Here is a 20,455-nt window from a genome sequence, read left to right as displayed (position 1 = left end):
ATGTTCGCCCACTCGCGAACGGCGGTCACGTCGGCGAACCGCGGACTGGTGGGCCACCGGGGCTTCAGTCGCCCAGGCAGGCGAGGACGTGGTCGTGCACGAGGCCGTTGGTGGCCACACCGGAGACCCTGGCCCCCGGGCGCAGATCGAGCTCGGCGCCCTCCGCGTCGGTGAAGCGACCCCCGGCCTCGGACACGATCACCGGCATGGGGGCCACGTCCCACAGCGACACCTCCGGATCGACCATGGCCTCGATGGCGCCAGTGGCCACCAGGGCGTACCCGTAGCCGTCGCCCCACGTGCGCAGCTGGAAGCCGGCGTGCTTCACGGCCAGGAGGGCCGCGTCGGGCCACCACGAGTAGCCGCTGGTGGACAGCACGCAATCGGCGGGCTCGCTGCGCCCGCTCACGCCGGTGGGGTGGCCGTCGAGGAAGCAGCCCCGTCCCCGGCCGGCCCACACGGTGTGGCCGAGCGCAGGCAGATCGATCACGCCGACCGCCGGCCCGTGCTCGTCGATGACGGCGAGGAGGGTGGAGTAGAGCGGGACGCCGCGGGTGAAGGCCTTGGTGCCGTCGATGGGATCGACGATCCAGCGACGACCGGAGGTGCCCTCGACGTCGTCCTCCTCCTCGCCCAGCACGGCGTCGTCGGGGTGGCGGGCGGCCAGCAGCTCGCGCACCCGGCGCTCGGCGGCCTTGTCGGCCGCGGTGACGGGAGTCCCGTCGCCCTTCTTCTCCACCTCGAGGCTCTCGTCGGCGAACCACCGCAGGGTGAGCGCCCCGGCCTCCGTGGCGATGGCCACCGCGTCATCGACGAGGGAAGGGTCCACGGGGGGCGCGACGTCGGTCATGGGGCCCATGCTGGCACGGACGTCCTCGACGCCGAGGGGGCTGGCAGACTCGCGGACCATGGGCGATCGGGGGGCCGAGAGCGAGTTCGTGGAGACCGACGTCGTGGTGGTCGGGGCCGGGCTGGCGGGGCTGACCGCGGCCCGGCGCCTGGTGGCCGACGGCCTCGACGTGGTCGTGGTCGAGGCCCGTGACCGTGTGGGCGGCCGCCTGCTCGACCACACCTTGGCCGACGGCTCGGTAGTGGAGGTGGGGGGCCAGTGGGTCGGTCCCGGCCAGCACCGCATCCACGCCCTCCTCGACGAGCTCGGCCTCGCCACCCACCCCACCTGGACGCGAGGCGACAGCTTGGTGGGCTTGGGCGGCGACCTGCGGCGCTACCGCGGGCCGTACCCGCGCCTCAGCCCGTTCGTGCTGGCCGACGTGCTCCAGGCCCAGACCCGGCTGGACCGCCAGGCTCGGCGGGTGCCGCTGGACGCGCCGTGGGAGGCGCCCGACGCCGAACGGCTCGACCGGATGACGTGGGAGACCTGGATCCGCCGGTCCACCTTCACCCGGGCCGGCGCCGAGTACCTCCGCACGGTCGCCGACGCCGTCTTCGCCGCCGAGCCCACCTCGTTCTCGGCGCTGCACGCGCTCTTCTACGTCCACTCCGGCACCGGGGTCGACGCCTTGTTGAGCACCCGGGGCGGGGCCCAGCAGGACCGCGTCGTCGGCGGCACCCAGCTCATCGCCGTGCGGATGGCCGCCTCCCTCGGCGACCGGGTCCGCCTGGGTCACCCGGTGCGCAGCATCGCCCACGGTCCGGCCGCCGGTGGTGGGGTCGAAGTGCGGGCCGACGGGCTCGTCGTGCGGGCCCGCCGGGCGATCGTGGCCGTGCCGCCCACGCTCGCCGGACGGATCGCCTACGCCCCGGCGCTCCCCGCCGACCGCGATCAGCTCACCCAGCGCATGCCCGCCGGCGCCGTCATCAAGACGATGGCGGTCTACGAGACCCCGTTCTGGCGCGACGACGGCCTCAACGGCCAAGCCGCCACCGACCGACCGCCGGTGAAGGTCACGTTCGACAACTCGCCGCCGTCGGGGACCCCGGGAGTGCTGCTGGCCTTCGTCGAGGGCCGGTCGGCCATCGAGCTCGGTCGGCTCGGCCCCGACGACCGACGCGGGGCGGTGCTGGGCGCCCTGGTGCACCACTTCGGGCCTCGCGCCGCCCACCCGGTGGAGTTCGTGGCCCAGGACTGGCAGGCGGAGGAGTGGACGCGCGGCTGCTACGGCGCCCACCTCCCGCCCGGCGCCTGGACGCAGCTCGGCCCCGCCCTCACCCGCCCCTGCGGGCCCCTCCACTGGGCGGGGGCCGAGACCGGCACGGTGTGGAGCGGGTACATGGACGGCGCGGTGGAATCCGGTGAGCGCACGGCCGACGAGATCCGGCGGATCCTGCGCCCGTGACCGACACCGACGGTGCCGACCCGGCCCCCGACCCACGGGGATCACGCGTGGTGCGGCTGGTGGGCGTCTACCACGCCAAGGGCAGCCTCACCGGGGAGGTGGCCTACTGGGTGGGGGCCCGCCTCGGCCGAGCCCACTGCGCCCTGTGCGACATCACCCATGGCCCGTTCCGGGCCAAGCCGGAGTTCGCCCGCTGCGCAGCCGGTCTGCCCGTGCCGTTCGACCTGGTCCACCTCGACGAACGCGCCCCCGAGGTGGTGGCCCTGACCGACGGCCGCACCCCGTGCGTGGTGGCGCTGGTGGCCTCGGCCGGGAGCGTGTCGGATCGCACCGAGGCGGTGATGGTGCTCGACGCCGGGGCCCTCGACGCCTGCGGGGGCGAGCCCGAGGCGCTGGTGCGGGCGCTCGAGGCCGCGGTCGACGACCACGGGCTGCGGTGGTCCTGAGCGTCGCAGCGCGCCGCGACCGGTGTCGTCGGATGCCCCCCGTCACGGCGTGGCGGTGTCGACGCCGACCCCCTCGAGCTGGTGGTGCCACTCGGCAGCCAGGAGCACCCCGACGCCGACGCCGGCCAGGTCCCAGCCCGGGCACAGATCCAGGACATGGGTGTCGGCCCCGTGGTGGAGCACCAGCTGGGGTCGCCACAGGGTCGGGGCCGGTCCGAGGCGCAGCTCCCACGGTTCGGCGTCGAGGAGGCACATCCCCGACAGCGGCGACGCCGCCGTCGTCCGTCGCCCGGCCGCCGCTCGCTCGACGGTGAAGCGGAGGCGACCGTCGCCCCAGCGGAGCTGGCCCTCGTGGCGGTGGCGGTCGGGGGCGTGGCGGCGAGGCGCCCAGGTGGCCGGCACCGCCACCGGATCTCGGTCCGGCGCGGCCCGCGACAGGCGGCCGGGGGTGAGGGCCTGCTCCTCGGGACCACGGCCCGTGGCGGCGGCCACCGTGTTGGCCAGCACCAGCGCGGCGACGGCCAGCCCGGGGATGACCAGCAGCCAGGGACCACCGGCCACGAGGGCCACCACCAGCACCACCAGCACCACCCACCCGGCGAGCAGCTCGACGCGGCGACGGCGCCGGGCCCGGCTCCGCAACGGGTTCGGGTCGGCGTGGGGCGCAGGGCCCGAGCCGGTGCCGTTCACGGGGTGGGGCTCAGGAGGCCCCGAGGTCGTGGAGCTGGTCGTACCACTCGCCGACGACCACCGGCCCGACGAAGGTGGCCCCCAGGTCCCAGACCGGGAACATGCGGATCAGGTGACGGCTCTCGCCCACGTCGATCTGCAGCATGGGCCGTGAGAAGCTGGGCTTCAGCGGCAGCTCGATCTTCTCGACGGGGAGGTCGAAGCGGACCTCGTCGTCGAGGGTGAAGAACGAGATCCGTCCGTCGGCCACCCGCAATCGCCCCGGCTTGGACACCGACGGACGGTTGCCCTCGAAGGCGGCCCAGTGCGCGGGCGTCTCGAAGGGCCGGTCCTCGGTTGCCTCGGCCAGCGCGTCCGGCCAGGGCGCGAAGCGTTCCGGCGCGGTGGACGAGAAGGCCAGGCGGGTGGTGGCGGCGGCGGCGACACCGAACAAGGCGGCCGGGATCCAGAAGAAGGCCTGGCCCAGGCCGGCGGCGTTGTAGACGAACACGGCCACGAAGATCCACCATGCGGCGCTCGACCACAGTCGCCGGATGCGGGCCTTGCGGGCCACCTCGAAGTCGGCGGCCATCAGGTGACCGGATCGGGGGAGGGGTCCTCGTCGAGGACGCAGAGGAACGGCTCGGGGCGGTCGACCGGGGCGTTGGCCTCGGCGATGGGCCAGCCCAGGTACACCAGGCCCACGACCGTGTCGGTCGGGTCGAAGCCGCACACCTCGGCCACGCGGGCGCTGCGGGCGGCGGCCCCGGTGGACCACAGCGACGCCAGGCCCGAGGCGGTGGCGCCCAGCAGGAGGTTCTGCACCGCCGCCGACACGGCGTCGCGGTTCTCGGCCGTGCACACCTCGTCGGGGCCGTCGCTCGATGCCACCACCAGCACCAGCGGGGCCCGGGTGTACTTCATGCGGGCCTTGGCGATCTTGGCCGGGTTCTCCTCGCCACCGCCGGCGAGCTCCTGGGCGAGCGCCGCACCGAGTGCGGTGCGGCCGCTGCCGGTGACCGCACAGAACTTCCAGGGTCGGGTCTTGTGGTGGTTGGGGGCCCAGGAGGCCAGCCGGCAGAGGCGTTCGACGAGGTCGTGGGGAATGGCGCGGTCGGGGTCGACCCGCAGGTTCGAGCGGCGCCGCCACGCCACCGCTTCGATGGTGTCGAGCTCCCCGCTGCCGTCCGGGGGAGGCGGTCGGTGGTCCGGTTCGGCGCGGTCCGTCGGGGCGGTGGGCATGCTCCGACGGTAGCGCTGCGCCCGGGTCCAACCCACCGACCCTGGTGCGCGCCCCCGCCCTGCGCTACCTTTTCGCTGTTCCCGGGCGGAGCATGGGCCTTCCTTTGATCGTCGACCGTGTCGATCGACCGAGGACCGCCATGCCCCTGCCACTCGTGTTGCCCCGCCATCGCCGCGTGCGTGTCGTCGCTGGCGCGCTCGGTGCGCTGGCCTTCCTCGGGCTCGTGCCCGCTCCTGCCCCGGCCCAGAGCGCACGGGCCGAGCGCGAGGAGGTGCGTCGCGAGCAGGCCCAGGTGGCCCGGGAGGTCGACGCCCTCAGCGCGGACCAGGCCCAGGTCACCGATGCCCTCGTCGCCCTCGAGGCGAACGTGGCGGCGCAACAGCAGGCGGCGGCCACCGCCGCCGAGGTCGCCGACGCCAGCGCGACGCGCGCCGCCGAGGCCCGCGCCGCCGCCGAGGTCCAGGCCCTCGAGCTGATGGGTCTGCAGCAACGCCTGAAGCAGTTCGCGGTGTCCGCCTACGTCGACCCGCCGGCCGACGAGCTCCTGCGCCGCCTGGAGGCCGGATCCGCCCAGGAGGACGCCACCCGCCGAGCGCTGCTGACCATGCGGACGGGTCGTGACGTCGACGTCATCGACCAGGTGCGGGTCGCCCAGCGTCGCCTCGACGAGGAGGTCCGGCGGGCGGAGGCGGCCCGGGTGGACGCCGAGGCCGACGCCGTGGCCGCCGAGCGGGCGGTGGCATCGCTGACCGCGGCCCGCGACGAGCAGGCCGCGTTCGCCGCCGCGCTGCGCGCCCGGCTCGACCAGCGGCTGTCCGATGCCGCCGCGCTGGAGGAGCTCGACGCCGAGCTGGCCCGGACCATCCGAGAAGAGGAGGCCGCGGTGGCGGCCGCGTTGGCCCGGTTGGCCCCGCCGCCGCCCCCGCCGCCCCCGCCGGCCCCTTCGGACCCGGGGCCGACGAACCCTGCCCCCGCTCCGACGGCCCCTCCCACGCAGGGTGGCGGTGCCCCGGCTCCCGCGCCGGCGCCGTCTCCCGCGCCCACGAGCCCGCCGACCACCTCTGCACCGCGTCCCAGCCCCTCGGCGCCGGCGCTGCGCACGGTCGGCGGGATCACCGTGGCCGCCTCCATCGCCGACAACGTCGCGGCCCTGCTCGACGCCGCCCGCTCCGCCGGCATCAGCCTCGGGGGCAGCGGCTACCGCAGCAGCGAGTCGCAGATCGCGCTGCGGCGCCAGAACTGCGGGACCAGCCAGTACGCCATCTGGGACATGCCTCCGGACCTGTGCTCGCCGCCCACGGCACGGCCCGGGATGTCCAACCACGAACGGGGCCTCGCCATCGACTTCACCGCCAACGGCCGCTTCATCACCAGCCGGAGCGACCCGGGGTTCGTGTGGTTGGCGGCCAACGCCGCCCGCTACGGGCTGTTCAACCTCCCGAGCGAGCCCTGGCACTGGTCGACCTCGGGTGGTTGAGCGCCGACCGGGGCCCGGGCGACCACGATCGGGCCCGGCCCGGCCCACTCGGTAGGCTGGGCGGGTGAGCACCGATGTCACCGAACGGCCCGACACCCGTCCCTCCGACCCGGGGCTCGAGGAGGGCAAGGTCGCCCACATCATCCGCAAGGACGACCAGATGCGCGGCTACGTGATGGGCGAAGAGGTGATCGCCCTGTGCGGCGAGCGCTTCATCCCGACGCGTGACCCCGAGCAGTACCCGGTGTGCGAGGGGTGCAAGCAGGCCCTGACCATGCTGCGGGCCAGCGGCGGCAACTGATCCGGGGCCATCTGGCGCCGCAGGGGTGGCCCGCGAGACGTGTGGGAAGTGTCACCCCCCGGCAGCTCGACCCGATCGCGGGCCGGGACCTACCCTCACCGCTCGTGCTGGACCTGACGACCGAACCGTGGGTCACGCTCCGCGTCACCGTCCCTGCCGAGGAGGCCGACCTGGCCGCCGGTGTCCTGTGGTCGGCCGGTGTGGCCGGCATCGAGGAGCGGTCCGTCGCAGTGCCGTGCCCGACGACGGAGGGCTCGTGCGTGCAGCTCTGGGCCGGGACCACGGCCGAGTTGGCACCGGAGGCCTTGCGGGCGCTCGATGGCCGTTGGTCCGCCGACGTGGTGCCGGTGGAGGACGACGCTTGGCTCGACGCCTGGAAGGCCTACGCCCGACCGTGGCGGGCGGGTAGCCGCCTGGTCGTCGTGCCCGCCTGGCAGGACGCCCCGGCCTGGGTCGGCGTCGACGACGTCGTCGTGCACCTCGACCCTGGTCGAGCCTTCGGCAGCGGCGCCCACGCCACCACCCGCCTGTGCATGGGAGAGCTCGAGGCCCAGGTCGCGCCGGGGGCGAGGGTCCTCGACGTCGGTTGTGGCAGCGGGGTGCTGGCCGTGGCCGCCGCGCTGTTGGGGGCCGACGAGGTGGTGGCCGTGGACATAGACCCCGAGGCCCACCGGGCCACGACCGCCAACGCGGCCGAGAACGACGTCGCCGACCGCGTCCGGGTGGTGCGGCCGTCCCTGGCCGAGGTGACGGGGGAGTTCACCGTGGTGGTGGCCAACATCGGCGCCGCCACGCTCACGGCGCTGGCCCCGATGGTGGTGGCCCGCACCGCCCCCGGTGGCACCGTGGTGCTGAGCGGACTGCTGCAGGACCAGGTCGACCTGGTGACCGCCGCCTTCGAGGCGGAAGGCGCCCAGCTGGCCACCACCGCCGCCGACGGCGAGTGGCGAGCTCTGGTGGTGCGGTGCGCGTGAGCCTCCCCGGCTCGCGTCGGTGGTCGGCCCCGGCCGGCGGCGGTGGCGGTGGCGGTGGCGACCGATCATGGAGCAGCTGGGTCAGGATGGATCGATGACGATCGGTCGAGTCGACGAGCTGTGGCGGTTCCCCGTGAAGTCCCTGCAGGGTGAGCGGGTGGACTCGCTCTCCCTCGCAGCGGGTGGGATCGAGGGCGACCGGGCCTGGGCGCTCGTCGACGGCGCCACCGGCAAGCTGCTGAGCGCCAAGCGCCATGCCGCGTTGTTCCACGGGCGGGCCACCACCGAGGGCGACCAGGTCGTGGTGGTGCTGCCCACCGGGGCCGAGTTCGTGGCCGGCGACCCCGAGGGCTCGCGGTTCGCCTCGGAGTGGCTCGACCGGGAGGTGGAGCTGCGCCACGTGGATCCGGCCACGGAGGTGGCCTACGAGATGACGTTCGACCCCCCGAACGACGCCGCCGAGATGATCGACATCCCGGCCCCCGCCGGGTCGTTCCTCGACCTGGCCGCCCTGCACCTGGTGAGCACGGCCACCCTGGCCCGGGCCCGGGCGGAGGACCCCGACCTCGACTGGGACGTGCGCCGTTTCCGCCCCAACGTGGTGATCGAGCTGGACGAGGGCGCCGACCCCGGTGCGGCGTTCACCGAGGACACCTGGGTGGGACGACAGGTCGAGGTCGACGGGGCGACGGTGGCGGTGCGCATGGCCACCGTGCGCTGCGCCATGCCGTTGCGGGGCCAGCCGGGCCTCGAGCCCCAGCCGGGCATGTACGCGGTCATGGAGGCGCTGCACGCCAACCACATCGGGGTGTACGCCGACACGGTCCGTCCGGGCCCGATCCGGGTGGGCGGCGAGCTGGCCTTGGCCTGAGCCGTCTCCCCGATCGCAGGGGGCCGCTACGGTGGCCCGATGGCCGAACCCACCAAGCCCGACGTCTCCATCCCCGCCGAGGACCCGCCCGCCGACCTCGTCGTCGAGGACCTGTCCGTCGGCGACGGTGCCGAGGCCACCAAGGGGGCCAACGTCACCGTGCACTACGTGGGCGTGGCGTGGAGCACCGGCGACCAGTTCGACGCCTCGTGGGACCGTCGCGACACCTTCGAGTTCCGCCTCGGGGCCGGACAGGTCATCTCCGGGTGGGACGAAGGGGTGCAGGGCATGAAGGTGGGCGGCCGCCGCCGTCTCACGATCCCGCCCCACAAGGGCTACGGGGCCCAGGGCGCCGGCGGCGTCATCAAGGGCGGCGAGACCCTCGTCTTCGTCGTCGACCTGGTGAACGTCGGCTGATCGCCCGGACCCGGGGAGAGGGTCACGTCCGTGAAGTCGCCACCGTTCGCCTACCTCGCGCCCGAGACGCTCGACGACGTGGTCCGGGGGCTCGCCGAGGCCGGTGAGGACGCCAAGGTGATCGCCGGCGGCCAGAGCCTGCTGCCGGTGCTGGCTCTGCGCCTGGGTCGTCCGAGCGTGCTCGTCGACGTGGCTCGGGTGCCCGGCCTCGACACGATCGACGTCGTGGGCGACGAGGTGGTGCTCGGCGCTCGCGTCACCCACGCCACCCTCGAGCGCCATCCGCTGGTGGCGGCCCACGCCCCCCTGCTGGCCGAAGTGGCCCCCCTGATCGGGCACGCCGCCATCCGGACGAGGGGCACCCTCGGAGGCAGCCTGGCGCACGCCGACCCGGCCGCCGAGCTGCCCGCGGTGGCGATGCTCACCGACGCCACCATCGACGTGCGCGGCCCCGACGGTACGAGGTCGGTGCCGGCCCGCGACTTCTTCGTCGGTTATCTGACGACGGTGCTGGCCCCCGACGAGGTGGTGGAGGCGGTTCGGCTGCCGGCCCGTGGGGCGAGGGTGGGCGACGCCTTCGCCGAGGTGAGCCGACGCCACGGCGACTTCGCGCTCGTCGGCGCCGGAGCCCGGGTGGGCCTCGACGAGGACGGTCGGGTGGCCGAGCTCCGATTGGCCTTCCTCGGGGCGGGCAGCACCCCGGTGCTCGACGTCGAGGCGGGTGCCGCCGCGGTCGGACGGGCCCCGGACGCCGCGGTGCTCGGGGAGGTGGGGCGGGCGGCCGCCGCCCGCCTCGATCCCCACGACGACCTCCACGCGTCGGCGTCGTACCGGCGTCGCGTGGCCGGGGCGTTGGCCGCCCGCGTGCTGGCCACCGCGGCTCGCCGGGCCGGAGCGGCGTCGTGAGCGCCGAACCGCGCCTCGAGGCGACGGTGTCGCTGCGGGTGAACGGTGAGGACCGGCAGGTGCACGTCGAGGCTCGGCGCTCGCTGGCCGACGCCCTGCGCGACGCCCTCGGCCTCACCGGCACCCACCTCGGCTGCGAGCACGGCGTGTGCGGCTCGTGCACCGTGCTTCTCGACGGTGGCCCGGTGCGGTCGTGCCTGGTGCTGGCGGTGCAGGCCGAGGGCCACGACGTGGTCACCGTGGAGGGCCTCGGGACCCCCGACGACCTGCACCCGGTGCAGCACGGGTGCCTCGAGGCGCACGCGTTCCAGTGCGGGTTCTGCACCCCCGGGATGCTCATCAGCGCGGTGGCGCTGCTGGCCGAGAACGACGACCCCGACGACGCCGAGATCCGCGAGGCGTTGGGCGGCAACCTCTGCCGGTGCACCGGCTACGAGAGCATCGTGGCGGGCGTGCGCCGAGGCGCCGAGCTGCTGCGTCTCGACGGGGAGGGCTGAGCCGGTGGTCGCCCGTCTCACCGGCACCAGCGTGCACCGGGTGGAGGACCCCCGGATCCTCACCGGCCGGGGCCGCTACATCGACGACCTCGCCGTGCCCGACACGGTGCAGGCCGCCTTCGTGCGCAGCCCCTTCCCTCACGCCCGGGTGCTCGGCATCGACGTCTCCGACGCCCTCGCCGGCCCCGGGGTGGTGGCGGTGCTCACCGCCGACGACCTGGCCCGGGTGGCGGCCGATCTGAAGCCCGCCGGCCCCGCCGATCTGCGCCTGCCCGTCTTCGGGGCCCTCGCCCGCGACGTGGTCCGGCTGGTCGGCGACCCGGTGGCGGTGGTGCTGGCCGAGAGCCGGGCCCTGGCCGAGGACGCCGCCGAGCTGGTGGAGGTCGACTACGACCCCCTGCCCGGAGTGGGCGACATGGACCGGGCCATGGAGCCCGACGCCCCGCTGGTCTTCGCCGAGCTGGGCACCAACGTCGTACACCGCTCCACCCACCGCTACGGCGACACCGAGCGCGCCTTCGACGGCGCCGCCCACGTGGTGCGCGAGCGGTTCGTGCAGCACCGTCACGCCAACGTGCCCATGGAGGGGCGGGGCATCCTCGCCGTGCCCGACCCGTCCGGTGGCGGTCTCGACGTGCACACCAGCCACCAGTCGCCCCACGCCCTGCGCATGCACCTCGCCGACGTGCTGGGCGTGCCCGGCCACGCCCTGCGAGTGCGCTGCGGCGACATCGGCGGGGCGTTCGGGCAGAAGAGCGGCCTGGCCCGCGAAGACGTGGCGGTGGCCGGCGCCGCCCTCCTGGTCGGCCGGCCGGTGGCCTGGATCGAGGATCGGGTCGAGAACCTCACCGTCGGGGGCCAGGCGCGCGAGGAGCGCCTGGACGTGGAGGCCGCGGTCGGCCCCGACGGTGAGCTGCGCGGCCTGCGGGTGCGCATGGTCCTCGACCAGGGCGCCTATCCCCAGGTGGGGTTCCCCACCACCGGCTACACCTCGATCGTTCGGGCGTTGCTCCCGGCCGCCTACCGCCTCGAGCACTTCGACTTCGAGGCGGTGGTGGTCACCACCAACAAGGCCACCTACGTCCCCTACCGGGGGCCGTGGGAGGTGGAGACCTGGGTGCGCGAGCGGGTGCTCGACGTCATCGCCCGGCAGATGGGCGTCGAGCCGGTGGCGGTGCGCGAGCGCAACCTGCTCACCCCCGCGTCGTTTCCCACCACCAGCTGCACCGGGGTGGAGCTGCAGGGCTTCGACCCCCGCCGCACCTTCGACGACGCGGTGGCGGCCATGGACCTCCCCGCGTTCCGGGACGCCCAGGCCGAGGCGCGCGCCGAGGGCCGCTTGCTCGGGTTCGGGCTGGCCAACGTGGTCGAGCCGGCGCCCGTGCCGCCCAGCCTCATCCGGGCCATGGGCATCATGGCCGCCCCCCGCACCGTGCAGGAGGCCCGGTCCCGCCTCGAGCCCGACGGCACGGTCACGGTGTTCACCAGCCAACAGCCCCACGGCCAGAGCCACGAGACCACCCTGGCCCAGCTCGCCGCCGACGAGCTCGGCATCGCCCTCGACCGGGTGCGGGTGGTGCACGGCGACACCATGCTCACGCCGTTCAACCTGGTGGGCACCGGGGGCTCACGGGCCGCCACCCTGGCCAGCGGGGCCGTGGTGGGCGCGGCCCGGGCCGTGCGCGAACGGGTGCTGCACGTGGCCTCCGAGCTGATGGAGATCTCCCCGGGCGACCTGGAGCTGGTCGACGGCGCGGTGGTCGCCCGAGGCGCGCCCAGCGTGCGCACCGAGCTGGCCGAGATCGGGCGCCTGGCCCACCTCCGGCCCGGGCTGGCCAACGCCGACGGACGACCGGGCATCGAGGAGTCGGCCACCTTCGACTCCGCCGAGGGCACGTGGTCGGTGGCCACCCACGCCTGCACGGTGGAGGTCGATCCCGTGACCGGCCTGGTGCAGATCCTGCGCTACCTGGTGGTGGGCGACTGCGGGGCGGTGATCAACCCGGCGGTGGTCGACGGCCAGGTGCGCGGCGGGGTGGCCCAGGGCATCGGCGCGGTGCTGCTCGAGCGCTCGGCCTACGACGACGACGGGCAGTACCTGGCGTCCACCTTCATGGACTACCTCCTGCCGACCACCACCGACATCCCGTCCATCGAGGTGCGCCACGTCCACCACGAGCCCACCGGAGGCATCGACTACCGCGGGGTCGGGGAGGGTGGCGCCATCGGTGCCCCGGCCGCGCTCACCAGCGCCATCGAGGACTCCCTCGCCCACCTCGGCGTCCGGGTGCTCGACCAGCACCTGCCCCCGAACCGCATCGTCGAGCTCCTCGACGACGCTGGCTACGAGCTGGGCTGATCTCGACCACGGACCGCCAACCGGCCGGATCCGGTCGTCGTGGCGCGTCGGGTGCGCCAACGCGTGTAGCGGCTCGGCCGGGGCCAGCTGGTGAGGTCGGGGACGAGCGGCTCGGCCACCCGCGCCTTGATCGCACCGGCCCAGACCCCCGTGCTGTAGGCGACGTGGTCGGCCACCCGCCATCCCAGCCACCGCACCGGATCGAGCGGGGGGCGGTCGCGGGCCCACTCCCACAGCGACGGCGCCACCACCGCGGCGGCGACCAGGGGCCGGGCTCGGCGGGAGACGACGACGGCGCCGAGGGCGAGCGGCCACCACGGCCGCAGGACCGCCTCGGCCAGCAGCCGACCGGCGCCCAGGTGCCCGAGTCCGGCCAGGCGCAGGGCGAGCGGCAGCCGGTCCGGCACGTCGTCGAGGGTGCGGGTGAGCAGACCGACGGACGTGGCGGCCACGCCTGCTGCCGGAACGGGGTGGCCGGTGGCGGCCAGGCCCCAGACGCCCAGGCTCCATGTCGACGCCTCGACGGGGACCAGCGCGCCCGGGTGGCGCACGGCGAGGGGGCCGGCCGACGTGCCGTAGTCGAACCGACGGCGCAGCCAGGGGCCGAGCGACGTGCGGTGGTCGTGGGCCACCTCGCCACCGGGTTCGTAGCGCACGGTCCAGCCGGCCTCGTCGAGGCGCCACACCAGGTCGACGTCCTCGCCCACCCGCATGTCCTCGTCGAAGCCGCCCAGGGCGCGCAGCACGTCGGTGCGCACCACGAGTGCGGCCGACGGCACGTAGGACACCCGGGTGCGGGCTCGCACCCGGGCGGGGCGGGGCCCGAGGTCGAGCGGCGACCGGTGGGCCTCGTAGCGGGCGAGGGTGGTGAGGGGCTCGGGGCCCGGATCGTCGGTCGCCACGATGCGAGGAGCGGCGGCCGCGACGAAGGGGTCGGCGAAGTGGGGGAGGAGAGCATCGAGCCAGCCCGGGGTGGGGACGCAGTCGGCGTCGACGAAGGCCACGTAGGGGGTCTCGACCCCGGCCAGGCCGGTGTTGCGGGCGGCCCCGGGCCCACCGTTGGTGTCGCGGCGGACCACGGTGCCGCCCTCGGCGGCCACCGCGACCGGGACGGGGCTGGCGTCGTCGACCACGACCACCCCGGCCACCCGCCCCTCCGAGGAGCTCTGCGGGAGGGCGTCGAGCAGGCCGCGCGTGGGCGTGCCCCGCAACGGCACCACGATCGTGACCGCCGAGGGCGGGGGTCCGGTGCCCGGGGCGACGACGGGGTGGACGAGTCCCCCGTCGAGGAGCCGGCGGGTGAGGGAGGTCGCGCCGGGGCCGCTCGGCACGGGCGCGCCGTCGAGGAGGCGTCGGGCGACGTCGGCGCCGGTGCGGCTGAGGCGCACCACCCGGAGAGGCGAGCCGCCCACCAGGACGGTGCCGTCGTCGCTGGCGCGGACCGAGGGATCGGGTGCCACCACGCTCCCGGCCAGCTCCGCCCCCGCGGTGGGGAGCCCGCCGGCGTCCTCGCTCACCGCCTCGACCATCCCTGGGTCAGCTCGGCGAGCAGGGCGGTGAGCTCGTCGACCATGGCCGCCACCAGCCGCCGGCCCTCGTCGGCCGAGGCGTCGGAGGGATCACCGAGCACGCCGTTGGGGGCGACCCCCTTCACGCCGGCGTGCCGCAGGTCGTCGATCAACTCGGCCACGGGAGCGGTGGCGCCGACCTCCGCCCGGTCGATCTGCACGACCGACGGGTCGAGGTGCAGCAGCATCGAGGTCTCGGTGCGTCCGGCGTGGGCGTCGCCGTCGCCCACCCGGGGGAACCACGCCCGAACCGCCCGACCCTCACCGGTGAGCGTGCGCACCGCCCGTGCGACCGGTTCCGCGTTGCCGGCGTGACCGCAGACCAGGACCACGCCTCCGAAGACGTCGGCCGAGCGCACCAGCTCCACCACGAGCGCTTCGAGCGCTTCCTGTCCGATGGAGAGGGTTCCCGGGAAGCCGGCGTGCTCGCCGCTCGATCCGTAGGCGACGGCGGGTGCCACCACCACGCCGGAGACGGTCGCCGCCGCGGCCCGGGCGAGGGCCTCGGCGATGCGGGTGTCGGTGTCGAGGGGCAGGTGCGGTCCGTGCTGCTCGGTGCTGCCCAGGGGGACCAAGAGCACCGGCGGTCGCTCGGCGGTCGCGGCCCCGACCTCGGGCCAGGTGAGGTGGCCGAGCGGCCGGTGGGGGGACGACACGTCCCCCAGTGTCGCGCTCCACCCGTGCGTCGCCGTCGTGATCGAGCGCCGCCGTCGCGCCCCCGACGGTAGTTGCATGCTTTCGTCGCGCTGGAGAGCGACGAAAGCATGCAAGAAGCAGGGTTGGGGGCGGTCAGCCGGCGAAGGCGTCGGTCATCACCTGGGGCACCGCGCTCGGCCCGGTGAGGGTGAGCCAGCGGGCCCCGACGGCCTCGGCCAGGTCCCGGGCGTCGGCGTGGTCGTCGGCAGGGGCGACGATCACCAGCTCGTCGAGGGCGGCGGCGTCGCGGGCCGGGTCGCCACCGGCGGTGGGACGGGCGTCGGAGAGCACCACCGCCACCCGCCGGCGAGCGTCGGAGCGCTCGAGCTGGTGGCGGGCGGCTCGCAGGGCCAGGGCCAGGTCGGTCGGCCCGTGCCCGCGCAGGCACAGCAGGTCGTCGACCACCGCGTCGACGGGTCGCAGGGAACCCTGGGGGGCCACCACGATCACCCGGTCGGAGAACGCCAGCACCGACGAGTCGGTGGGGGCGCGCAGCACCGTGGCGGCCGCCGCGATGGCGGCCGTGGCCAGCCGTTCGCCGCCCATCGATCCCGACCGGTCCACCACCAGGCTCACGGCCAGGTCGGGTCGGCCCCAGTCGCGGGCGCGCAGGTCGGCCAGGTGGGGGCTCTCGCCCCGGCTCCGGGCGCTGAGCAGGGCGTCGAGGGACCGGTCGAGGTCGAGGTCCGCCGTCCCGCGGTCGGCGGGGACCTCCCGCAACCGGCCGACGCCTCGACGGCGGACCGGTCCGGTGCGACCGAGATCGACGGCTAGTCGCCCGGCCAGGCGTCGGGCCCGGGCCCGCAGGCGTTCGTCGGTCGCGCCGGTGAGATCGGCCAACAGACCCAGGGCGGCGTCGGGGTCGGCCTCGAGGGCGTCGTCGAAGGCGGCCTCGTCGAGCGCGCCGACCTCCGGGGAGACCTCGTCGAAGTGGTCGTGGCGTCCCAGCTCGCGCCGTGAGGAGGTGCGGCGGCGGGCGTCGTCGAGGGCCTCGGTGGCGGCGTCGCCTTCGTCGACGGCGTCGTCGTCGCCCCCGTCGCCGGGGGTCAGGCTTTTCCCGCCCCTCCCGGTGGGGTCGGGGCCCCGGTGGGGGACCGGTCGCCCGGGTCGGTGTCGTCGCGGTCGCCCGCGGCGTCGTCGGCCTCGGCCGGGTCATCGGCGAGCTCGGCCCATAGCTGGCGCACCACGTCCTCGGCTGAGCGGCCGCATCCTTCGCGGATGCGCACGCGCCCGGACAGGGCGGCCAGGGCGGCGTCGAGGCCCACGGCGTCATCGGTCGGCTCGCCGTCGCGCAACCGGGCCAGGCGGTCGGCGACGGTCACCAGGTCGATGGCACCTCGAACCGAGGAGCCGAACCGCACGTCGGCGTGGTCGCGGGTGGCGCGCACGACGCGCACCGCTCGTCGGACCAGCGCCGGCGGGGCGTCGGGGTCGGCGCGGTGCACGATCTCGCGCTCGGCGGCCTCGTCCTGGTAGCCCATGGCCACCCGGCACACCCGGTCGTAGACCGCGGAGGAGATGCGCGCCGTGCCGATGGCGTCGAACGGGTTCATGGCCGCCACCACCCGGAAGCCGGGCTCGGCCACGACCTTCCCGAGGCGGGGCACGTGCAGCTCGCGCTCGCTCATGGCGGTGATGACGACGTTGAGCGTCTCCTCGGGGACGCGGTTGATCTCCTCGAGGTAGAGCAGGGCCCCGGTGCGCAGGGCTTCGACGAGCGGCCCGTCGAGGAACACCTCGGGGGTGTAGCCGTCGGTGAGCACGCGGGCGGGATCGAACGTGCCGGTGAGGCGACCGGGGGTGAGCTCGGCGTTGCCCTCGACGAAGACCATCTCCAAGCCGGCCGCCTCGGCGAGGGTGCGCAGCAGCGTGGACTTGCCGGTGCCGGGGGGACCCTCGAGCAGGACGTGGCGGTCGGCGGCGAGGGCGGCCAGCACCACCTCGATCTCGCCCCGGCGTCCGACGATGGCCTCGTCGAGGGCGTCGACCACCGCCTTGGTGAGCTCGAGGGTCACGGCGCGGCGGTCACGGGCGGAACCCGCCGTCGACGTCGAGCACGGCGCCGGTGAGGGCACCGGGGGCCTCGGTGCACAGCCAGGCCACGGCCGCGGCGATCTCGTCGGGGTCGATGGCGCGCTGGATGCGGGTCTGGCGGGTGAACGAACCCGGCTCGGGCAGGCCGTAGATGGCGGCGCTGGCATGGAGCATGTGGGTCATCGTGGAGCCGGGGGCGACGGCGTTGGCGGTGACGCCGGTGGGGCCGAGCTCGGCTGCCAGGGCCCGGACGAGGCCGGCCACGCCGTGCTTGGAGGCGCTGTAGGCGGCCAGGCCGGGCAGGCCGTGGTGGGCGGCGGTGGAGGCGATGCCGACGAAGCGACCCGAGCGCGGTTCGGGCCGGGCCAACAGGTGGGGCACCGTGGCCCGCACCAGGTGGAACATGCCGGTGAGGTTGACGTCGATCATGGCGTGCCACACCTCGTCGGTGGCCTCCCAGATCGGTGGCCCACCGGCCACGGCGCCGGCCGCGGCCACCACGGCGTCGAGGCGACCGTGGCGAGCGACCACGGAGTCGACGGCGGTGGTGACGGTTGCCTGGTCGCGCACGTCGACCAGATGGGACTCGGCTCGTTCGCCGCAGGCCGCCTCGGCCTCGGCGAGCTCGTCGAGGGTGGCCGGGCAGTAGGGCTCGGGCAGGTCGGTGGTGCCCGGTTCGGGGGACGGGGCACCCAGGTCGAGCAGGGCCACGCGCCACCCGGCGGCGGTGAGGCGCTCGGCCGTGGCCCGACCCATGCCGCGTGCGGCACCGGTGATCACGGCCACGGGCTCCGGTGCGGTCATGGCTGCAGGTAGCCCCAACCACGGAGCTGCTCGACGATGGCGTCGGCGGCCTCGTCGGGCTCGGCGGCGACCGTGCGCGGTGGGGTGCGTTCGGTGAGGGCGCCCGTGAGGGCGATGATGCGTTCGTTGACCGGCGCCGACGGATCGGGCGCATGCATCACCCGAGCGCGGGGCCGGTAGGCGCGCCGGTGTTCGACGCGCACGGTGGCGCGCTGGGGGGCCAGGCCGGCGTCGACCACGGTGATGGGTGCGGTGCGGGCGGCCAGCACCGAGGCCAGGGGCGCACGCCGCAACTCGGCCAGGCCGCCCTCGAGCGACACGACTGCCGGCCCGGCCACCCGCAGGCGCTCGCGACGTCCGAAGTCGAGACGGCGGTCGACGGTGAGCTCGCCCGCTGCGCCGGGCGCGACGGCGATGACCCCGAGCGCCTGGGCGGCGCCGAGCCGGGCCGCCAGCAGGGCCGGCACCGACCCGGAACCGCGGTCGACGCTGTGCACCCCGCACAGCACCAGGTCGGCTCCCTGGACGGCCGAGCCCAGGGCGGCGGCCACGTGCTCGCTGGGACGATCGAGCGCCATGTCGACGCGCCGGGCGTCGTGGGCGCCGAGGGCGAGCGCGTCGCGCAGGACGGGGTCGGCTCCGGCGGGCCCGGCGGTGACGACGGTGAGGCGGGCGCCCCAGCGCTCGGCCAGGCGCAGGCCCCACTCGAGGGCGCCCTTGTCGGCCTCGGAGGCGTCGAAGAAGCGCTCGTCGTGGACGACCTCGCCGCTGAGGGGGTCGACCTCGGGCCGCAGGTCGGCCCACTTCAGGCACACGGCGATGCGCACGTTCGGCCGTCCGTCCCGGGTCAGCCGCGGCGGAACACGACGCCGTGCCCGCCCTCGGGATAGGCCCAGGTGATGGCCCCTTCGTTGTTGCAGACCATGTAGCAGGTGCCGCACTCGAAGCACTGCTCGTAGTTGAACAGGATGCCCCCGTCGCTGGTGGGCACGAAGAGGTTGGCCGGGCAGGCGTGGATGCACTGCTTGGCCGGGCAGCCCTGGCACACCTCGTTGTCGACGACGATGTGGGCGTCGGGGGCCACCCGGAAGTCGACGGTGGCCATGCGGTCCTCGAAGCTCATCGGCGCCCAGGCGGGAACCCCCGTGGGGGCACCGGCGCTGCTGGTGGTGGAGGCGAGGGCCATGGGCTGATCCTACGGCCCACTGCGGTCGACGGTCACAGCCCACTCCCGTTCCTGCATGATCGCGACGTCGCAGAGAGCGACGAGGACATGCGAGAAGCGGGGTTCGGTCGCGCGTCGGGGGCGACACCGGGGGAGGGTCTGGACGGGGCGCGGTGAGGTCGCGCGTGTGTTCGCCCTGGCGCTAGGGTGGCCTCGTGGCCGGCAAGGGTGGCGATCCAGAAGCGCGCGGTCGCCGCGGCACGACCACCTCCAACTTCGGTGTGTCCAAGCGCGAGAGCCACGACGCCTCGGGCTTCTACGGGCGGTTCCGTCCCCCGGAGCTGACCACCGACGACGTCGTGGCCTCCCCCGAGCCGGTCGCCGACCCGTTCGTGTGCGGCGACGCCCGGCGGATGGACGCCGTGGCCGATGGGTCGGTGGCCCTCGTCGTCACCTCACCCCCCTACTTCGCCGGGAAACAGTACGAGGAGGAGCTCGCACGCGACGGCGTGCCCGCCTCGTACCTCGAGTACCTTGAGATGCTCCGCGACGTGTTCGCCGAGTGCGCCCGGGTGCTCGAACCGGGTGGCCGCATCGCCGTCAACGTGGCCAACCTCGGCCGCAAGCCCTACCGCTCGCTCTCGGCCGACGTCATCCGCATCCTCCAGGACGACCTCGGCCTGCTGCTGCGGGGCGAGGTGGTGTGGCAGAAGGCCGAAGGGGCCAGCGGGTCCTGTGCCTGGGGCTCGTACCGCAGCGCCACCAACCCGGTGCTGCGCGACATCACCGAGCGCATCGTCATCGCCAGCAAGGGCCGCTTCGACCGGGCCCTGTCGGCGAAGAAGCGCCAGACCAAGGGTCTGCCCCACCGCAGCACCATCGGCACCGACGACTTCATGGCCCTCACCCTCGACGTGTGGTCCATCCCCCCCGAGAGTGCTCGCCGGGTCGGCCACCCCGCTCCGTTCCCGGTGGAACTGCCTGAAAAGCTCATCCGTCTCTACACCTTCGCCGACGACCTCGTGCTCGACCCGTTCATGGGCAGCGGCTCCACCCTCGCGGCCGCCGCTCGCCTGGGTCGGCGCTACGTGGGCTACGACCTCGACCCCACCTACGTCGACATCGCCCGCGAGAGGGTGGTCGCCGCGGAGCTCGACGCCACCAATGGCGGCGAGTACGGCGGCGGCGAAGACGGGGCCGCGCACCCGGTGGGTGGAGGCGAGCCCGCCCACGACCCCGGCCTGGCCGCCCCGAAGCGGGCCGAGGCCGCCCTCGAACGGGCCGGGTTCGGCGTCGACGGTCACAGCGTGAAGGTGCCCCGCAGCGGGGTGGCGGTCACGCTCACCGCCCGCGACGCGGCGGGGCGACGCTGGTGGTTCGACGTCGCCGGCCCGGCCGCCAGCCACCGCGGCGGGCTCCTGCGCAACGAGGTGGTGTGGCGCACCCTCGGCCGGGCCGCGGCGGTGCGCGGCGCGTTGCGGGGCACCGCCGACGGCGCCGCTCGCTACGTCGTGCTCACCACCGCCCGACCGAAGCGCAACGCCGAGGGCGACGTGGCCCTGCGCGCCGCCGGCCCGACGGTGCTCTTCGACGTGGTCGACCTGGGTCGCGCCGGCGACCTCGACCGCCTGGCCGCCTACGCCGCCGGCGACCGCTCCGGGCCCCTGTCCGGCTTCTGGACCGACGCCGACCTGGCCCGCGCCGACGACACCGACCCCACCTAGGTCGGGT

At 75.2% G+C, this 20,455-nt stretch carries 22 protein-coding genes; 11 read left to right on the top strand and 11 right to left on the bottom strand.

The genetic code is table 11. The features are described from left to right. Nucleotides 1-64: 64 nt before the first annotated feature. On the bottom strand, nt 65-850 hold the full coding sequence (locus tag LUW87_RS11280; protein WP_232671278.1) for an inositol monophosphatase family protein: 786 nt from the start codon (nt 848-850) through the stop codon (nt 65-67). Between the two features lie 58 nt (nt 851-908). Here LUW87_RS11280 and LUW87_RS11275 point away from each other — a divergent pair, with 58 nt between their 5' ends. Both LUW87_RS11275 and LUW87_RS11270 read left to right on the top strand, forming a co-directional pair. Next, nucleotides 909-2,297 (top strand): flavin monoamine oxidase family protein, encoded by a 1,389-nt coding sequence (locus tag LUW87_RS11275; RefSeq protein WP_232671277.1) that lies wholly within the window; start codon nt 909-911, stop codon nt 2,295-2,297. Next, the gene (locus LUW87_RS11270) at nt 2,294-2,743 is read left to right on the top strand and encodes a hypothetical protein (RefSeq protein ID WP_232671276.1); all 450 of its coding nucleotides are present in this window, start codon (nt 2,294-2,296) and stop codon (nt 2,741-2,743) included. Before LUW87_RS11275 ends, LUW87_RS11270 begins: the two co-directional genes overlap by 4 nt. Nucleotides 2,744-2,785: 42 nt before the next feature. Here LUW87_RS11270 and LUW87_RS11265 read toward each other — a convergent pair whose 3' ends face one another. Genes LUW87_RS11265 through LUW87_RS11255 form a run of 3 tightly spaced genes read right to left on the bottom strand, consistent with a single transcriptional unit; the run spans nt 2,786 to nt 4,654 of the window. Continuing rightward, entirely contained in the window at nt 2,786-3,433 is a 648-nt protein-coding gene (locus LUW87_RS11265) for a hypothetical protein (protein WP_232671275.1), read from the bottom strand. A 10-nt stretch (nt 3,434-3,443) separates the two neighbouring features. After that, nucleotides 3,444-4,004 (bottom strand): hypothetical protein, encoded by a 561-nt coding sequence (locus LUW87_RS11260; RefSeq protein ID WP_232671274.1) that lies wholly within the window; start codon nt 4,002-4,004, stop codon nt 3,444-3,446. After that, nucleotides 4,004-4,654 (bottom strand): nitroreductase family protein, encoded by a 651-nt coding sequence (locus LUW87_RS11255; RefSeq protein WP_232671273.1) that lies wholly within the window; start codon nt 4,652-4,654, stop codon nt 4,004-4,006. The genes LUW87_RS11260 and LUW87_RS11255 overlap by 1 nt, the downstream gene beginning before the upstream one ends. Nucleotides 4,655-4,794: 140 nt before the next feature. On the opposite strand from LUW87_RS11255, the gene LUW87_RS11250 reads away from it, so the two are divergent. The 8 genes from LUW87_RS11250 to LUW87_RS11215 all read left to right on the top strand — a co-directional run bounded on the left by LUW87_RS11250 (nt 4,795) and on the right by LUW87_RS11215 (nt 12,457). Then, a complete protein-coding gene (locus LUW87_RS11250; RefSeq protein WP_232671272.1) occupies nt 4,795-6,132 on the top strand; it encodes a M15 family metallopeptidase in 1,338 nt (445 codons plus the stop codon). Nucleotides 6,133-6,196: 64 nt separating this feature from the next. Beyond that, on the top strand, nt 6,197-6,433 hold the full coding sequence (locus LUW87_RS18420) for a DUF3039 domain-containing protein (protein ID WP_232671271.1): 237 nt from the start codon (nt 6,197-6,199) through the stop codon (nt 6,431-6,433). A gap of 104 nt (nt 6,434-6,537) precedes the next feature. After that, nucleotides 6,538-7,407 carry a 50S ribosomal protein L11 methyltransferase gene (gene prmA, locus LUW87_RS11240; protein WP_232671270.1) on the top strand — a complete coding sequence of 290 codons (870 nt, stop codon included), beginning with the start codon at nt 6,538-6,540 and terminating at the stop codon, nt 7,405-7,407. A gap of 94 nt (nt 7,408-7,501) precedes the next feature. Continuing rightward, entirely contained in the window at nt 7,502-8,278 is a 777-nt protein-coding gene (locus tag LUW87_RS11235; RefSeq protein WP_232671269.1) for an MOSC domain-containing protein, read from the top strand. A 39-nt stretch (nt 8,279-8,317) separates the two neighbouring features. Further along, nucleotides 8,318-8,695 carry an FKBP-type peptidyl-prolyl cis-trans isomerase gene (locus LUW87_RS11230; protein WP_232671268.1) on the top strand — a complete coding sequence of 126 codons (378 nt, stop codon included), beginning with the start codon at nt 8,318-8,320 and terminating at the stop codon, nt 8,693-8,695. Nucleotides 8,696-8,725: 30 nt separating this feature from the next. After that, on the top strand, nt 8,726-9,601 hold the full coding sequence (locus tag LUW87_RS19275; protein WP_232671267.1) for an FAD binding domain-containing protein: 876 nt from the start codon (nt 8,726-8,728) through the stop codon (nt 9,599-9,601). Beyond that, a complete protein-coding gene (locus tag LUW87_RS11220; protein ID WP_232671266.1) occupies nt 9,598-10,098 on the top strand; it encodes a (2Fe-2S)-binding protein in 501 nt (166 codons plus the stop codon). The genes LUW87_RS19275 and LUW87_RS11220 overlap by 4 nt, the downstream gene beginning before the upstream one ends. Before the next feature lie 4 nt (nt 10,099-10,102). Next, on the top strand, nt 10,103-12,457 hold the full coding sequence (locus LUW87_RS11215) for a xanthine dehydrogenase family protein molybdopterin-binding subunit (protein ID WP_232671265.1): 2,355 nt from the start codon (nt 10,103-10,105) through the stop codon (nt 12,455-12,457). On the opposite strand, the gene mftF is transcribed toward LUW87_RS11215, so the two are convergent. From mftF to LUW87_RS11180, 7 genes are all read right to left on the bottom strand, one after another. Continuing rightward, nucleotides 12,442-13,974, bottom strand: coding sequence for a mycofactocin biosynthesis glycosyltransferase MftF (mftF, locus tag LUW87_RS11210; RefSeq protein WP_346742506.1), 1,533 nt, complete (start codon nt 13,972-13,974; stop codon nt 12,442-12,444). The two genes, LUW87_RS11215 and mftF, sit on opposite strands and share 16 nt — an antisense overlap. Then, complete coding sequence (mftE, locus tag LUW87_RS11205) at nt 13,971-14,681, bottom strand: mycofactocin biosynthesis peptidyl-dipeptidase MftE (RefSeq protein ID WP_232671263.1); 711 nt, start codon at nt 14,679-14,681, stop codon at nt 13,971-13,973. The genes mftF and mftE overlap by 4 nt, the downstream gene beginning before the upstream one ends. A 133-nt stretch (nt 14,682-14,814) precedes the next feature. Further along, nucleotides 14,815-15,561: a vWA domain-containing protein gene (locus LUW87_RS11200; protein ID WP_232671262.1), complete on the bottom strand. Its 747-nt coding sequence runs from the start codon at nt 15,559-15,561 to the stop codon at nt 14,815-14,817. Between the two features lie 206 nt (nt 15,562-15,767). Then, a complete protein-coding gene (locus LUW87_RS11195) occupies nt 15,768-16,736 on the bottom strand; it encodes an AAA family ATPase (RefSeq protein WP_232671261.1) in 969 nt (322 codons plus the stop codon). A 10-nt stretch (nt 16,737-16,746) separates the two neighbouring features. After that, nucleotides 16,747-17,559: a mycofactocin-coupled SDR family oxidoreductase gene (locus tag LUW87_RS11190; protein ID WP_232671260.1), complete on the bottom strand. Its 813-nt coding sequence runs from the start codon at nt 17,557-17,559 to the stop codon at nt 16,747-16,749. After that, a complete protein-coding gene (locus LUW87_RS11185) occupies nt 17,556-18,386 on the bottom strand; it encodes a mycofactocin-associated electron transfer flavoprotein beta subunit (RefSeq protein WP_232671259.1) in 831 nt (276 codons plus the stop codon). Before LUW87_RS11185 ends, LUW87_RS11190 begins: the two co-directional genes overlap by 4 nt. Nucleotides 18,387-18,406: 20 nt before the next feature. Beyond that, nucleotides 18,407-18,682 (bottom strand): ferredoxin family protein, encoded by a 276-nt coding sequence (locus LUW87_RS11180; protein WP_346742555.1) that lies wholly within the window; start codon nt 18,680-18,682, stop codon nt 18,407-18,409. A gap of 257 nt (nt 18,683-18,939) precedes the next feature. Here LUW87_RS11180 and LUW87_RS11175 point away from each other — a divergent pair, with 257 nt between their 5' ends. Beyond that, complete coding sequence (locus LUW87_RS11175; RefSeq protein ID WP_232671257.1) at nt 18,940-20,448, top strand: DNA-methyltransferase; 1,509 nt, start codon at nt 18,940-18,942, stop codon at nt 20,446-20,448. Nucleotides 20,449-20,455 lie beyond the last annotated feature (7 nt).

It is taken from the genome of Rhabdothermincola salaria, from assembly GCF_021246445.1.
Taxonomy (GTDB): domain Bacteria; phylum Actinomycetota; class Acidimicrobiia; order Acidimicrobiales; family Acidimicrobilacustridaceae; genus Rhabdothermincola_A; species Rhabdothermincola_A salaria.
This window is presented reverse-complemented; position numbering and strand designations above follow the sequence as displayed.